The organism is Castellaniella sp., assembly GCF_047971665.1.
Classification (GTDB): Bacteria; Pseudomonadota; Gammaproteobacteria; order Burkholderiales; family Burkholderiaceae_B; genus Castellaniella.
In genome coordinates, this window is sequence record NZ_JBKEAA010000012.1 from 147,308 (window position 1) to 160,566 (window position 13,259).

Sequence of the window (13,259 nt, forward strand, 5' to 3'; positions counted from 1 at the left end):
ACGCCCGCCCGGTATCACCCATAGGAAACACAGACGATGGCCACTCGCAAAAAAGGACTCGGACGCGGTCTGGACGCCCTGCTGGGCGCCGATAACGGCGCGCTGGACGCCGTGGGGCGCAAGAACGACGACGCACCCAGCCAGTTGCCGGTCAGCGTACTGCGCGCGGGTCGGTACCAGCCGCGTACCCGCATGGATGAAGGCGCGCTGAACGATCTGGCCGAATCCATCCGCGCGCAGGGAATCATGCAGCCCATCCTGGTGCGCCCCCTCGAAAAAGGCAAAGGCCAGTACGAGATCATTGCGGGGGAACGCCGGTTCCGCGCGGCGAAAATCGCCGGTTTGAAAGCGGTACCGGTCCTGGTGCGCGAGGTGGCCGACGAGAACGCCGCCGCCATGGCGCTGATCGAGAACATTCAGCGCGAAGACCTCAATCCCCTCGAAGAAGCCCATGGCGTGCGTCGCCTGCTCGATGAGTTCGGTCTGACGCACGAACAGGCGGCCACGGCCATCGGTCGTTCGCGCTCCGCCACCACCAACCTGCTGCGCCTGCTGAATCTGGCCGATCCGGTGCAGACCATGCTGCTGGCAGGCGATATCGACATGGGACACGCCCGGGCGCTGCTGTCCGCCGATGCCGCGCAGCAGATCCTGCTGGCCAATGAGGTCATCGCCCGGCGATTGTCGGTGCGCGAAACAGAAAAACGGGTCGCGCGCGCGCTGCGTGAGGCCGATGAACCCATCACCACGCCGGCGGGCCGCTCGGCGCGCGGAGGCGGCGCGGTCCGTTCGGGCGATCTGGACCGGCTGGAAAAAGCGCTGTCGGATCATCTGGCGACCCGGGTGAGGATCCGTTCGGGCGCCCGCAAGGGGGGGCAGCTGGTGATCGAATTTTCCAACTGGGAACATCTTGATGCCTTGCTGGATCGCCAGGGACTCGGGGGGGTGCTGGCCGATCGCGACGCGGTTGCTTGACACGAAATTTGGATTTCTGCATAATTCGAAATTCGCTTCGGTGGGGTGCCCGAGTGGTTAAAGGGGGCAGACTGTAAATCTGTTGGCCTTGCGCCTACGTTGGTTCGAATCCAACCCCCACCACCATGCGAACGATTTTCCCTGCCGTGTGACAGGGGAGTCGGCAGGGATCCGAACCGCGGGTGTAGCTCAATGGTAGAGCAGAAGCCTTCCAAGCTTACGACGAGGGTTCGATTCCCTTCACCCGCTCCATGGTTTATGTGGTGCGCCCATGTAGCTCAGTGGCAGAGCACTCCCTTGGTAAGGGAGAGGTCGGCAGTTCAATCCTGCCCATGGGCACCAGGTTTTTCTTGGTGTCGCCAGCGTGAATTGTGTAGCGCGTATTCCTGATTTCGAACAGAGGTATCGATATGGCTAAGGGTAAGTTTGAACGGACGAAGCCGCACGTCAACGTCGGCACGATTGGTCACGTCGACCACGGCAAGACCACGCTGACGGCAGCGATCACGACGATTCTGTCGAAGAAGTTCGGTGGTGAAGCCAAGGACTACGCGTCGATCGACAGCGCGCCGGAAGAAAAGGCTCGCGGTATCACGATCAACACCGCGCACGTCGAGTACGAGACGGAAACCCGTCACTACGCCCATGTGGATTGCCCGGGTCACGCTGACTACGTCAAGAACATGATTACCGGTGCTGCGCAGATGGACGGCGCGATCCTGGTGTGCTCGGCCGCTGACGGCCCGATGCCCCAGACCCGCGAGCACATCCTGCTGGCCCGTCAGGTTGGCGTGCCGTACATCATCGTCTTCCTGAACAAGTGCGACATGGTCGACGACGAAGAGCTGCTCGAGCTGGTCGAGATGGAAGTGCGCGAGCTGCTGTCCAAGTACGACTTCCCGGGTGATGATGTGCCCATCGTCAAGGGTTCGGCCCTGAAAGCCCTCGAAGGCGACCAGAGCCCGATCGGCGAGCCGGCGATCTTCGAACTGGCCGCTGCGCTCGATTCGTACATCCCGACCCCCGAGCGTGCCATCGACAAGCCCTTCCTGCTGCCGATCGAAGACGTGTTCTCGATCTCCGGTCGCGGTACCGTGGTGACCGGTCGTGTCGAGCGCGGCATCGTCAAGGTTGGCGAAGAAATCGAAATCGTCGGCATCAAGGATACCGTCAAGACCATCTGCACCGGCGTCGAGATGTTCCGCAAGCTGCTCGATCAGGGTCAGGCTGGCGACAACGTCGGCGTGCTGCTGCGCGGCACCAAGCGTGAGGACGTCGAGCGTGGCCAGGTGCTGTGCAAGCCGGGTTCGATCAAGCCGCACACCCACTTCACGGGAGAAGTGTATGTGCTGTCGAAGGAAGAAGGCGGCCGTCACACCCCGTTCTTCGCCAACTACCGTCCGCAGTTCTACTTCCGTACCACGGACGTGACCGGTTCGATCTCGCTGCCCGAAGGCACCGAGATGGTCATGCCGGGCGACAACGTGTCGATCACCGTCAAACTGATCGCCCCGATCGCCATGGAAGAAGGTCTGCGCTTCGCCATCCGCGAAGGTGGCCGTACCGTCGGCGCCGGCGTGGTTGCCAAGGTCATCGAGTAATCAACAATGTTCCGGGCGGCGCATGCCGCGTCGCCCTCGCTCTTTGGAATCTACTATGCAAAGCCAAAAAATCCGTATTCGCCTGAAGGCCTTCGACTATCGTCTGATCGACCAGTCGGCGCTCGAGATTGTCGAGACGGCCAAGCGTACCGGCGCTGTGGTTCGTGGCCCCGTGCCGCTGCCCACCCGCATCGAGCGTTATGACGTGCTGCGTTCGCCGCACGTCAACAAGGCCTCGCGTGACCAGTTCGAAATCCGTACGCATCAGCGCCTGATGGACATTGTTGATCCGACGGAAAAGACGGTTGACGCCCTGATGAAACTCGATCTGCCCGCCGGCGTCGACGTGGAAATCAAGTTGCAGTAATTCTTGGCTTGTGTTCTGTGCGCTTGGGCCGGTATAATCCGGCCCTTGCGTTTTTCGCGCAAAATCTTTACGGCCCCGGTCAATCGCAACCGGGATTTGGGAGAATAAAATGAGTCTAGGCCTTGTAGGTCGCAAGGTCGGCATGACTCGCATATTCACCGACGATGGTCAAACCATCCCGGTGACCGTGCTTGACATGTCCGACAATCGCGTTAGCCAGATCAAGACCGCTGAGACCGACGGCTACACCGCCGTCCAGGTTGCCTTCGGCAAGCGTCGTGCTAGTCGTGTGGGCAAACCGCTCGCGGGTCATCTTGCCAAAGCTGGTGTTGAAGCCAGTCGGCTCCTTCAGGAATTCCGTGTTGACGCTTCGGCGCTCGACGGCGTTAAGCCGGGCGATGTGCTGACGGTTGACATGTTCGGTGTCGGTCAGAAGGTCGATGTCATCGGAACCTCTATCGGTAAGGGTTTTGCTGGCGCCATCAAGCGTCACAACTTCTCTTCTAACCGTGCATCCCACGGTAACTCGGTGTCGCACAACTCGGCCGGTTCGATCGGTCAGGCGCAGGATCCTGGTCGCGTGCTGCCGGGTAAGCGCATGGCTGCCCACATGGGTGATGTGCAGCGCACCATGCAGAACCTGGAAGTGGTTCGCGTCGATGCCGAGCGCCAGCTGCTGCTGGTCAAGGGTGCTGTTCCGGGTGCCCGGGGCGGTGATGTGGTGGTCCGGCCGGCGGTCAAGGGGGCGTAATGGAACTCAAGCTTCTTAACGAGCAGGGTCAGGCTGCCGAAACGATTCAAGTGTCGGATGTGCTGTTCGGCCGTGAGTACAACGAGGCGCTGATTCATCAGGTCGTCGTGGCTTACATGGCCAATGCGCGTTCCGGTAATCGTGCCCAGAAAGGGCGCTCCGAGATCGCCAAGTCGACGCGCAAGCCGTGGCGTCAGAAAGGGACGGGTCGTGCTCGTGCCGGTATGGCCTCGAGCCCGCTGTGGCGTGGGGGTGGTCGGATTTTCCCGAACAAGCCCGACGAGAACTTCTCGCAGAAGGTGAACCGCAAGATGTATCGCGCCGGCGTGGCGTCGATCCTCTCGCAGTTGGCGCGCGAAGGCCGCATCTCCGTGGTTGATGATTTCTCGCTGGAGGCGCCGAAGACGCGTCTGGTGGCTGAGAAGCTCAAGGGCATGGGGTTTGTGGATTCGGTGCTGGTGATCACCGATGAGCTGAGCGAGAACCTCTTCCTGGCGTCGCGCAACTTGCGCGATGTGCTGGTGCTCGAGGTGACCGAGGCGGATCCGGTGTCGCTGGTGCGTTTCCCGCAGGTTGTCGTGACCAAGGGTGCGCTGGCGAAGATGCAGGAGGTGTGGCAATGAGTCAGCTCAAGCAAGAGCGTCTGCTGAAGGTGCTGCTCGCACCGCAGATCTCCGAAAAGGCGACCTATATCGCCGACAAGAATGAGCAGGTGGTGTTCCGTGTCGTTTCCGACGCAACCAAGCCGGAAGTGAAGGCAGCCGTCGAGGCGCTCTTCAATGTGAAGGTGAAGTCGGTCCAGACTACGAACGTCAAGGGTAAGGTCAAGCGCTTCGGCAAGATTACCGGTCAGCGCAAGGGTTGGAAGAAGGCATTCGTCTGCTTGCAGCCTGGCCAGGAAATCAACTTCGCGGCTGGGGAGTGACTGAGCTATGGCGTTGGTAAAAGTTAAGCCGACATCCGCTGGTCGTCGCGCGGTTGTCAAGGTTGTCAATAAAGAGCTGTACAAAGGCCGTCCGCACGCCGCACTGGTCGAGAAGCAATCGAAGAATGCCGGCCGCAACAATGCGGGCCGCATCACGGTGCGTCACCAGGGTGGTGGTCACAAGCAGCACTATCGCGTGGTCGATTTCCGTCGCAACAAGGACGGTATCGTGGCGAAGGTCGAGCGTATCGAGTACGACCCGAACCGCTCTGCTCACATCGCGCTGCTGTGCTACGCCGATGGCGAGCGCCGCTACATCATCGCACCGCGCAATGTTGAAGTCGGCCAGGAAGTCGTCAGCGGTTCCGAGGCGCCCATCAAGTCCGGCAACGCGCTTCCGATCCGGAATATCCCGGTCGGTACCGTGATCCACTGCATCGAGATGCAGCCTGGCAAGGGTGCCCAGCTGGCGCGCTCGGCCGGCGCTTCCGTGCAGCTGCTGGCGCGTGAGGGTTCGTACGCTCAGCTGCGTCTGCGTTCCGGTGAAATCCGTCGTGTGCACGTCGAGTGCCGCGCGACTGTCGGCGAAGTGGGCAATGGCGAGCATTCGCTGCGCAAGATCGGCAAGGCCGGTGCCAACCGTTGGCGCGGTATCCGTCCGACGGTTCGTGGCGTGGTCATGAACCCGGTCGATCACCCGCACGGTGGTGGTGAAGGTCGTACGGGTGAGGGCCGTGTGCCGGTCAGCCCGTGGGGCACGCCGGCCAAGGGCTATCGGACGCGTAACAACAAGCGTACCGACTCGATGATTGTTCAGCGCCGCAAAAAGCGTTAAGGGGTAACGGATGACTCGCTCTCTGAAAAAAGGCCCGTTCGTCGACGCTCACCTGATGAAGAAGGTGGACGCGGCGCGGGGTAGCAACGACAAGCGCCCGATCAAGACCTGGTCGCGCCGTTCGACGGTTTTGCCGGATTTCGTCGGTCTGACGATTGCCGTGCATAACGGCCGTCAGCACGTGCCGGTGTATGTGTCGGAAAACATGGTCGGCCACAAACTTGGCGAATTCGCCCTGACGCGTACGTTCAAGGGCCATCTCGCCAGCAAGAAGGCGAAACGTTAAGGAGTATTGGAATGGAAACCAAAGCCATCCTCCGCGGCGTCCGTCTCAGTGCCCAGAAAGGGCGCTTGGTGGCAGACCAGGTCCGCGGCAAACCGGTGGAGCAGGCGCTGAACATTCTGGCGTTTTCCCCGAAGAAAGGCGCACAGATCATCAAGAAGGTGGTCGAGTCCGCGATTGCGAACGCCGAGCACAATGACGGCGCTGACATTGACGAGCTCAAGGTGAAGACGATTCACGTTGAAGAAGGTATGACGCTGAAGCGTTTTACCGCGCGCGCCAAAGGTCGAGGCAATCGTATTCTGAAGCCGACGTGTCACGTGTTCGTGACGGTCGGGAACTGAGGGGAACTCATGGGTCAGAAAATTCATCCTACCGGGTTCCGTCTCGCAGTCACCCGCGACTGGACCGCCCGCTGGTATGCATCCAAGAAGGACTTCGCCAAGACTCTGGCGGACGACCTCGAGGTGCGTGCTTTCCTGAAGAAGCGCCTGGCGCATGCATCGGTTGGCCGCGTGCTGATCGAGCGTCCTGCCAAGAACGCCCGGATTACGCTGTTCAGCGCACGTCCTGGTGTGGTCATCGGCAAGAAAGGCGAGGACATCGAGCGCCTGAAGGCCGACCTGCAGAAAATGATCGGCGTGCCGGTGCACGTGAACATCGAAGAAGTGCGCAAGCCGGAAACCGATGCGCAACTGATCGCCGACTCGATCGCCCAGCAGCTTGAGCGTCGGATCATGTTCCGTCGCGCCATGAAGCGCGCGATCCAGAACGCCATGCGTCTTGGCGTTCAGGGCATCAAGATCATGAGCTCGGGCCGCCTGAACGGTGCAGAAATCGCCCGTACCGAGTGGTATCGCGAAGGTCGCGTGCCGCTGCACACCCTGCGCGCCAACATCGATTACGGTGTTTCGGAAGCCAAGACTACCTACGGCATCTCGGGGATCAAGGTCTGGGTTTACAAGGGCGAAATGCTGGGCCGCAACGAGCAGCCCGCAGCGAGCGAGCCGGAAAATGAACCGCGTCGCGCACGCCGTGGAGGTCGCAATGACGGCGACAACCGTGGTCAGCGTCGCGCGCCGCGTCGCGCCGAGTCCGGTGGCGATGCTGGCACTGAGAGCAGGAGTGAATAATGCTTCAGCCGAAAAGAAGAAAGTACCGCAAAGAACAGAAAGGCCGTAACACCGGCCTGGCCACGCGCGGCGCCAAGGTCAGCTTTGGCGAGTTCGGCCTGAAGGCCACCGGTCGCGGCCGCCTGACGGCACGCCAGATCGAATCTGCACGTCGTGCGATGACCCGTCACATCAAGCGGGGCGGCCGCATCTGGATTCGTGTGTTCCCGGATAAGCCGATCAGCCGCAAGCCCGCCGAAGTGCGGATGGGCTCGGGTAAAGGCAACCCGGAATACTATGTTGCCGAGATTCAGCCGGGCAAGGTGTTGTACGAAATGGACGGTGTTGACGAGTCCCTGGCGCGCGAGGCGTTCCGCCTTGCAGCGGCGAAGCTGCCGTTTGCGACCACGTTCGTCACACGGCATGTGGGGTAATCATGAAAGCAAGTGAACTCCGCGCGAAGAGCGTTGAAGAACTTAACAAGGAAATGCTCGAGTTGCTGAAGGCGCAGTTCAGCCTGCGCATGCAGCTGGCAACTCAGCAACTGACCAATACCAGCCAGCTTGGCAAGGTGCGTCGCGACATCGCGCGCATCCGGACCCTTCTGCGTGAAAAGGCGGCTCAGTAATGACTCAGGAAACGGTAAAGACCTCGCGCACCCTGGTGGGCAAGGTGGTTAGCGACAAGATGCAGAAAACGGTGACGGTGCTGGTTGAGCGTCGCGTCAAGCATCCGTTGTACAGCAAGATCATCATGCGCTCGGCGAAGTACCACGCGCACGATGAAGATAGCGTGGCCGGCGCTGGCGACCTGGTGGAGATTGAAGAATGCCGCCCGATCTCGCGCTCGAAGAACTGGAAAGTCTCGAAAGTCCTCGAAAAGGCGCGCGTCATTTAAAAAATGGCGATAGTGGCTTGTCAACGAATTGACAAGCCACTATAATTCCGCTTCTTTGCTCTTCCGAGCACTAAAACCCGTACGGGTTCCAAGACTGACCGCATGGCGGGCCAAGTTGGAGTGTAAAACTCATGATTCAAATGCAAACGGTGCTGAACGTCGCCGATAACTCCGGCGCGCGTTCGGTGATGTGCATCAAGGTGTTGGGCGGCTCCAAGCGTCGCTACGCCGGGGTGGGTGACATCATCAAGGTCGCGATCAAGGAGGCTGTGCCTCGTGGTCGTGTCAAGAAAGGCGATGTGTATAGCGCGGTGGTCGTGCGTACTGCGAAGGGTGTTCGCCGTTCGGATGGTGCGTTGATCAAATTCGATGGCAATGCGGCGGTCTTGCTGAACTCCAAGCTGGAGCCGATCGGGACGCGTATCTTCGGGCCGGTGACGCGCGAGCTGCGTACCGAGCGCTTCATGAAGATCGTTTCGCTCGCGCCTGAAGTTCTGTAAGGAGCGGTCATGAAGAAGATTCGTACCGGCGACGAAGTCGTCGTTCTGGCTGGCAAGGATCGTGGTCGTCGTGGCGTTGTGCTGCGTCGGGTGGATGCCGAGCTGGTGGTGGTGGAGGGTGTCAATCGTGTCAAGAAGCACGTTCGCCCGAACCCCATGAAAGGTGAGGTGGGTGGCATCGTCGAGAAGGACATGCCGATCCATGTTTCCAATGTTGCGCTGTTTAACCCGGCGGCCCAGAAAGGGGATCGCGTTGGGGTTAAGGTGCTTGAGGACGGTCGCAAAGTGCGCGTGTTCAAGTCCAACGGCGAACTGGTCGACGCTTAAGGAAACGCGATGGCACGCTTGCAAGATTTCTACAAGGAAACCGTCGTTCCTGGCTTGGTCAAGCAGTTTGGCTACAAGTCGGTGATGGAGGTTCCGCGAATCACGAAGATCACCCTGAACATGGGTGTCGGTGAGGCGGTTGGCGACAAGAAGATTCTCGAGTTCGCGGTGGGCGACATGGCCAAGGTGGCCGGTCAGAAGCCGGTGGTGACCCGGGCGCGCAAGTCGATCGCTGGCTTCAAGATTCGTGATGGCTACCCGATCGGCTGCATGGTGACGCTGCGTGGTCCCCGCATGTTCGAATTCCTGGATCGTTTTGTCACCGTGGCGCTGCCGCGAGTGCGCGACTTCCGTGGTGTCGCTGCGAAGGGCTTTGACGGTCGCGGCAACTACAACGTCGGCGTCAAAGAGCAGATTATTTTTCCGGAAATCGAATACGACAAAGTTGATGCCCTGCGTGGCATGAACGTCAGTATAACGACAACCGCGAAGACTGACGCAGAGGCGCGAGCGCTCCTGGCGGCGTTCAAGTTTCCGTTCAAGAATTGAGGGCGATATGGCGAAACTGGCTCTGATCAATCGCGAAGAAAAGCGTCGCAAGCTGGTGGCGAAATACGCCGCCAAGCGTGCCGCGCTGGTAGCGCAAGTCAACGACAGCAGCTTGTCGGACGAAGAGCGTATGACGGCTCGGCTGAAAATTCAGCAGTTGCCGCGTAACGCGAATCCGACGCGCGGTCGTAATCGTTGCAGCCTGACGGGTCGTCCGCGGGGTGTGTTCCGTAAATTCGGTCTGTGTCGCAACAAGCTTCGGGAAGTCGCTTTCCGTGGTGAGGTGCCGGGTATGACCAAGGCGAGTTGGTAAGGAGAGACGAAGATGAGTATGTCTGATCCGATCGCCGATATGTTGACCCGCATCCGTAACGGTCAGCAGGCGCAAAAGGCGACTGTGGTGATGCCCTCTTCCAAGTTGAAGGTGGCGATTGCCAAGGTCTTGCAAGAAGAAGGCTACATCGACGGTTTCGCGGTTCGCGAAGCTGACGGCAAGCCCGAGTTGGATGTGGCCCTGAAGTACTACGCAGGGGCGCCGGTGATCGAGCGCATCGAGCGCATTTCGAAGCCGGGCCTGCGGGTGTACAAAGGCAGCCAGGATCTGCCCCGCGTGATGAACGGCCTGGGCGTTGCGATTGTTTCGACGCCGAAAGGTGTGATGACTGATCGTGCCGCACGCGCCAGCCGCGTCGGTGGTGAAGTCATCTGCATCGTGGCGTAAGGAGGCGGACATGTCGCGAGTAGCAAAGAATCCGGTGTCCGTGCCCCAGGGTGTGGATGTCAAGATCGACGCAAGCAGCATTACCGTCAAGGGTCCGCTGGGGCTGATGACGCGCACGCTCCATCCGGCGGTGTCGGTGTCGCTCAATGACGGCGCTATCCAATGCTCCGCCATTGAGGGCCAGGTTGAGGGTCGTGCGATGTCGGGCACCATGCGTTCGCTGGTGGCCAACATGGTGCAGGGCGTGACGAAGGGCTTCGAGCGCAAGCTGACCTTGGTTGGCGTGGGCTATCGTGCCCAGGCGCAGGGCGACAAGCTGAATCTCAGTCTCGGGTTTTCGCACCCGGTCGTCCATCAGATGCCTGCTGGTGTGAAGGTGGAAACGCCGACCCAGACCGAGGTGCTGATCAAGGGTGTCGACAAGCAACTGGTTGGACAGATCGCCGCTGAAGTGCGTGCCTATCGTGCTCCGGAGCCCTACAAGGGCAAGGGTGTTCGGTATGCCGACGAGGTGGTGGTCATCCGCGAAACCAAGAAGAAGTAAGGGCCGTTTGTCATGATGAACAAGAAAGCGACGCGTGTGCGTCGGGCTCGCAAAACCCGAGCCAAAATCTCCGAGCTGAAAGCTGTTCGACTGACGGTGTTCCGTTCGAACCTGCACATCTATGCGCAGATCATTTCGGGCTGCGGCTCCCGTGTTCTGGCGGCAGCATCCACGGTCGAGGCTGCCGTGCGCGGCGACGCGTCCAACGGGGGCAATGTGGCGGCTGCAGTTGCGGTTGGCAAGACCATTGCTGAGCGCGCGAAGGCCGCGGGGATCGAGACCGTCGCGTTCGATCGTGCCGGCTTCCACTATCACGGCCGCGTCAAGGCGCTGGCAGAGGCGGCTCGCGAAGCCGGCCTCAAGTTCTAAGCGAGGTTAGCAATGGCGAAACAGCAAACCAAACGCGCCCCGGCAGCCGAAGAACGCGATGATTCCTTTCGCGAAAAAATGGTGGCGATCAACCGCGTCACCAAGGTTGTCAAGGGTGGTCGGATCCTCGGCTTTGCCGCGCTGACGGTCGTTGGCGATGGCGATGGCGCAGTCGGCATGGGCAAGGGCAAGTCCCGTGAAGTGCCGGTCGCTGTGCAGAAGGCAATGGATGAGGCTCGTCGCAAGATGGCCAAGGTGTCGCTGAAGAACGGCACCCTGCATCACGCGGTCGTCGGCAAGCATGGCGCAGCCACGGTTCTCATGCAGCCGGCTCCTTCCGGTACCGGGATCATTGCAGGCGGCCCGATGCGTGCCGTTTTCGAAGTGATGGGCGTGACGGACATCATCTGCAAGTGCCTGGGCTCGTCGAACCCGTACAACGTGGTTCGTGCCACGCTGAATGGTCTCTTTGCGGTTCGCACGCCGGCCGAGATTGCTGCCAAGCGCGGCAAGACGGTCGAAGAACTGATTGGGTGAGCGCATGGCTGACAAAAAAGTGAAAGTTACGCTCGTCAAGAGCGTCATCGGAACCAAGCAATCCCATCGCGCCACCGTGCGCGGTCTGGGTCTGCGCCGTCTCAACCACACGGTTGAGCTCCAGGACACCCCCGAGGTGCGCGGCATGGTTAACAAAGTCGCCTATCTGGTGAAGTGCGAGGGCTAAATGCAACTCAATACCATCAAATCGGCCGAAGGCGCCAAGCACGCACGCAAGCGTGTCGGACGCGGCATTGGCAGCGGCCTGGGTAAAACCGGTGGTCGTGGCCACAAGGGTCAGAAATCCCGTTCGGGCGGCTTCCATAAAGTCGGTTTTGAAGGCGGCCAAATGCCGATTCAACGCCGCCTGCCGAAGCGCGGTTTCATCTCGCTGGTGCGTGGTCGCAACGTCGAGGTGCGTTTGTCCGAGCTCGAGCAACTGCCGGTTGATCAGATCGACCTGCTGGTGCTGAAGCAGGCCGGTGTCATTCCGGCGGATGCGCTGTCGGCAAAAGTGATTCTGTCTGGCGCCATCACCCGCAAGGTTGAACTGTCCGGCATTGGCGCGACGAAAGGTGCGCTGGCTGCCATTCAGGCTGCCGGCGGCAGCGTCGCGGCGTAAGGCGGCGGATCGTGGCAAAGCAACCCGCGACCCTCGGCAACCAGGGCAAGTTTGGTGATTTGCGTCGCCGACTGATGTTCCTGTTGGGGGCGCTGGTGGTGTATCGCATCGGCGCGCACATCCCTGTGCCTGGCATTGATCCGCAGCGTTTGGCGGAACTGTTCCAGACCCAGCAGGGCGGCATTCTGGGTGTGTTCAACCTGATTTCCGGTGGTGCGCTGTCGAGATTCACCATCTTCGCGCTCGGGATCATGCCCTACATCTCTGCATCGATCATCATGCAGCTGATGAGCGTGGCCTCGCCGCAACTCGAAGCCTTGAAGAAGGAAGGTGAGGCGGGGCGGCGCAAGATCACGCAATACACGCGCTACGGCACCCTGGGGCTGGCACTGTTTCAGGCGGTTGGTATTTCGGTCGCGCTCGAAGGGCAGCCAGGCCTCGTCCTCGATCCGGGGCTGATGTTCCGCTTCGTGACGGTGGCGACGCTGGTGACCGGGACGATGTTCCTGATGTGGCTTGGCGAGCAGATCACCGAAAGGGGTCTGGGTAACGGCATTTCGCTCATCATCTTTGCGGGCATTGCTTCTGGCCTGCCGAGCGCGATCGGCGGCTTGTTCGAGCTGGTGCGAACCGGCGCGATGCACCCCTTCACCGCTCTGTTCATCTGCATCCTGGTGGTGCTGGTGACCGCGCTGGTGGTGTTCGTCGAGCGGGGGCAGCGCAAGATCCTGGTGAATTACGCCAAACGTCAGGTCGGCAACAAGGTGTACGGTGGGCAAAGCTCCCATCTGCCGCTGAAGCTGAACATGGCGGGTGTGATTCCCCCGATCTTTGCGTCGAGCATCATCCTGTTCCCGGCAACGCTGGGACAGTGGTTCGGCGCATCGGAAGGGATGACCTGGTTGCGGGATATTTCCGCCACCCTGGCGCCGGGACAGCCGATCTACGTCATGTTGTACGCCGCTGCCATCGTGTTTTTCTGCTTCTTCTACACCGCGCTGGTCTTCAATGCGCGGGAGACGGCAGACAACCTGAAGAAGAGCGGTGCGTTCGTGCCGGGCATTCGTCCAGGGGAGCAGACGGCACGATACATCGATCGCATCCTGATGCGATTGACCATGGCCGGTGCGGTGTACATCACGCTGGTGTGTCTGCTTCCTGAGTTTCTGATTCTGAAGTGGAACGTGCCGTTTTATTTCGGGGGGACCTCGCTGCTGATCATCGTTGTCGTGACGATGGATTTCATGGCGCAGGTTCAGGCTTACATCATGTCGCACCAGTACGAGAGCCTGTTGAAGAAGGCGAACTTCAAGGGTGCGGGAATGCCGATGCGGTAAGAGCGCC

At 60.4% G+C, this 13,259-nt stretch carries 24 protein-coding genes and 3 tRNA genes; all 27 read left to right on the forward strand.

Going from position 1 to position 13,259, the window contains the following annotated elements; genetic code table 11:
• Positions 1-36 precede the first annotated feature (36 nt).
• The 27 genes from ACK5JE_RS03870 (at position 37) to secY (ending at position 13,252) form a co-directional block, all read left to right on the forward strand.
• The gene (locus ACK5JE_RS03870; RefSeq protein WP_416800402.1) at positions 37-975 is read left to right on the forward strand and encodes a ParB/RepB/Spo0J family partition protein; all 939 of its coding nucleotides are present in this window, start codon (positions 37-39) and stop codon (positions 973-975) included.
• Positions 976-1,014: 39 nt separating this feature from the next.
• Positions 1,015-1,101, forward strand: a tRNA-Tyr gene (locus ACK5JE_RS03875).
• Positions 1,102-1,153: 52 nt separating this feature from the next.
• Positions 1,154-1,227: transfer RNA gene (locus ACK5JE_RS03880), tRNA-Gly, on the forward strand.
• Positions 1,228-1,242: 15 nt separating this feature from the next.
• Positions 1,243-1,317 (forward strand) — tRNA-Thr (locus tag ACK5JE_RS03885).
• Positions 1,318-1,385: 68 nt separating this feature from the next.
• Positions 1,386-2,576, forward strand: coding sequence for an elongation factor Tu (gene tuf / locus ACK5JE_RS03890; protein WP_323002431.1), 1,191 nt, complete (start codon positions 1,386-1,388; stop codon positions 2,574-2,576).
• 55 nt (positions 2,577-2,631) lie between these two features.
• The gene (gene rpsJ / locus ACK5JE_RS03895; protein ID WP_144179113.1) at positions 2,632-2,943 is read left to right on the forward strand and encodes a 30S ribosomal protein S10; all 312 of its coding nucleotides are present in this window, start codon (positions 2,632-2,634) and stop codon (positions 2,941-2,943) included.
• Positions 2,944-3,052: 109 nt separating this feature from the next.
• Entirely contained in the window at positions 3,053-3,694 is a 642-nt protein-coding gene (gene rplC, locus ACK5JE_RS03900) for a 50S ribosomal protein L3 (RefSeq protein ID WP_416800403.1), read from the forward strand.
• Positions 3,694-4,317: a 50S ribosomal protein L4 gene (gene rplD, locus ACK5JE_RS03905; protein ID WP_323002443.1), complete on the forward strand. Its 624-nt coding sequence runs from the start codon at positions 3,694-3,696 to the stop codon at positions 4,315-4,317. The genes rplC and rplD overlap by 1 nt, the downstream gene beginning before the upstream one ends.
• Positions 4,314-4,619 (forward strand): 50S ribosomal protein L23, encoded by a 306-nt coding sequence (gene rplW, locus ACK5JE_RS03910; protein ID WP_323002444.1) that lies wholly within the window; start codon positions 4,314-4,316, stop codon positions 4,617-4,619. The genes rplD and rplW overlap by 4 nt, the downstream gene beginning before the upstream one ends.
• 7 nt (positions 4,620-4,626) lie before the next feature.
• Positions 4,627-5,454 (forward strand): 50S ribosomal protein L2, encoded by an 828-nt coding sequence (rplB, locus tag ACK5JE_RS03915; protein ID WP_416800404.1) that lies wholly within the window; start codon positions 4,627-4,629, stop codon positions 5,452-5,454.
• 10 nt (positions 5,455-5,464) lie between these two features.
• Entirely contained in the window at positions 5,465-5,740 is a 276-nt protein-coding gene (gene rpsS / locus ACK5JE_RS03920; RefSeq protein WP_416800405.1) for a 30S ribosomal protein S19, read from the forward strand.
• An 11-nt stretch (positions 5,741-5,751) separates the two neighbouring features.
• Positions 5,752-6,081 (forward strand): 50S ribosomal protein L22, encoded by a 330-nt coding sequence (gene rplV / locus ACK5JE_RS03925; protein ID WP_214360732.1) that lies wholly within the window; start codon positions 5,752-5,754, stop codon positions 6,079-6,081.
• Between the two features lie 9 nt (positions 6,082-6,090).
• Entirely contained in the window at positions 6,091-6,870 is a 780-nt protein-coding gene (rpsC, locus tag ACK5JE_RS03930; RefSeq protein ID WP_416800406.1) for a 30S ribosomal protein S3, read from the forward strand.
• Positions 6,870-7,283, forward strand: coding sequence for a 50S ribosomal protein L16 (rplP, locus tag ACK5JE_RS03935; RefSeq protein ID WP_323002447.1), 414 nt, complete (start codon positions 6,870-6,872; stop codon positions 7,281-7,283). Before rpsC ends, rplP begins: the two co-directional genes overlap by 1 nt.
• A gap of 2 nt (positions 7,284-7,285) precedes the next feature.
• A complete protein-coding gene (rpmC, locus tag ACK5JE_RS03940; protein WP_323002448.1) occupies positions 7,286-7,477 on the forward strand; it encodes a 50S ribosomal protein L29 in 192 nt (63 codons plus the stop codon).
• Positions 7,477-7,746 carry a 30S ribosomal protein S17 gene (gene rpsQ, locus ACK5JE_RS03945; protein WP_323002449.1) on the forward strand — a complete coding sequence of 90 codons (270 nt, stop codon included), beginning with the start codon at positions 7,477-7,479 and terminating at the stop codon, positions 7,744-7,746. The genes rpmC and rpsQ overlap by 1 nt, the downstream gene beginning before the upstream one ends.
• A gap of 131 nt (positions 7,747-7,877) precedes the next feature.
• A complete protein-coding gene (gene rplN, locus ACK5JE_RS03950) occupies positions 7,878-8,246 on the forward strand; it encodes a 50S ribosomal protein L14 (RefSeq protein WP_214360728.1) in 369 nt (122 codons plus the stop codon).
• A 9-nt stretch (positions 8,247-8,255) separates the two neighbouring features.
• Complete coding sequence (gene rplX / locus ACK5JE_RS03955) at positions 8,256-8,573, forward strand: 50S ribosomal protein L24 (protein ID WP_416800407.1); 318 nt, start codon at positions 8,256-8,258, stop codon at positions 8,571-8,573.
• 9 nt (positions 8,574-8,582) lie between these two features.
• Positions 8,583-9,122 (forward strand): 50S ribosomal protein L5, encoded by a 540-nt coding sequence (rplE, locus tag ACK5JE_RS03960; protein ID WP_416800408.1) that lies wholly within the window; start codon positions 8,583-8,585, stop codon positions 9,120-9,122.
• A gap of 7 nt (positions 9,123-9,129) precedes the next feature.
• Positions 9,130-9,435 carry a 30S ribosomal protein S14 gene (gene rpsN, locus ACK5JE_RS03965; protein WP_323002452.1) on the forward strand — a complete coding sequence of 102 codons (306 nt, stop codon included), beginning with the start codon at positions 9,130-9,132 and terminating at the stop codon, positions 9,433-9,435.
• A gap of 12 nt (positions 9,436-9,447) precedes the next feature.
• Entirely contained in the window at positions 9,448-9,843 is a 396-nt protein-coding gene (gene rpsH / locus ACK5JE_RS03970) for a 30S ribosomal protein S8 (protein ID WP_416800409.1), read from the forward strand.
• A gap of 10 nt (positions 9,844-9,853) precedes the next feature.
• Positions 9,854-10,387, forward strand: coding sequence for a 50S ribosomal protein L6 (gene rplF / locus ACK5JE_RS03975; RefSeq protein WP_416800410.1), 534 nt, complete (start codon positions 9,854-9,856; stop codon positions 10,385-10,387).
• 12 nt (positions 10,388-10,399) lie between these two features.
• A complete protein-coding gene (gene rplR, locus ACK5JE_RS03980; RefSeq protein WP_416800411.1) occupies positions 10,400-10,756 on the forward strand; it encodes a 50S ribosomal protein L18 in 357 nt (118 codons plus the stop codon).
• A 12-nt stretch (positions 10,757-10,768) separates the two neighbouring features.
• Positions 10,769-11,293 (forward strand): 30S ribosomal protein S5, encoded by a 525-nt coding sequence (gene rpsE / locus ACK5JE_RS03985; RefSeq protein ID WP_323002455.1) that lies wholly within the window; start codon positions 10,769-10,771, stop codon positions 11,291-11,293.
• A gap of 4 nt (positions 11,294-11,297) precedes the next feature.
• Entirely contained in the window at positions 11,298-11,480 is a 183-nt protein-coding gene (gene rpmD, locus ACK5JE_RS03990) for a 50S ribosomal protein L30 (RefSeq protein WP_323002456.1), read from the forward strand.
• The gene (rplO, locus tag ACK5JE_RS03995; protein ID WP_323002457.1) at positions 11,481-11,915 is read left to right on the forward strand and encodes a 50S ribosomal protein L15; all 435 of its coding nucleotides are present in this window, start codon (positions 11,481-11,483) and stop codon (positions 11,913-11,915) included.
• A gap of 11 nt (positions 11,916-11,926) precedes the next feature.
• Positions 11,927-13,252, forward strand: a complete 1,326-nt coding sequence (gene secY, locus ACK5JE_RS04000) for a preprotein translocase subunit SecY (protein ID WP_416800412.1) — start codon at positions 11,927-11,929, stop codon at positions 13,250-13,252.
• Positions 13,253-13,259: the final 7 nt, after the last annotated feature.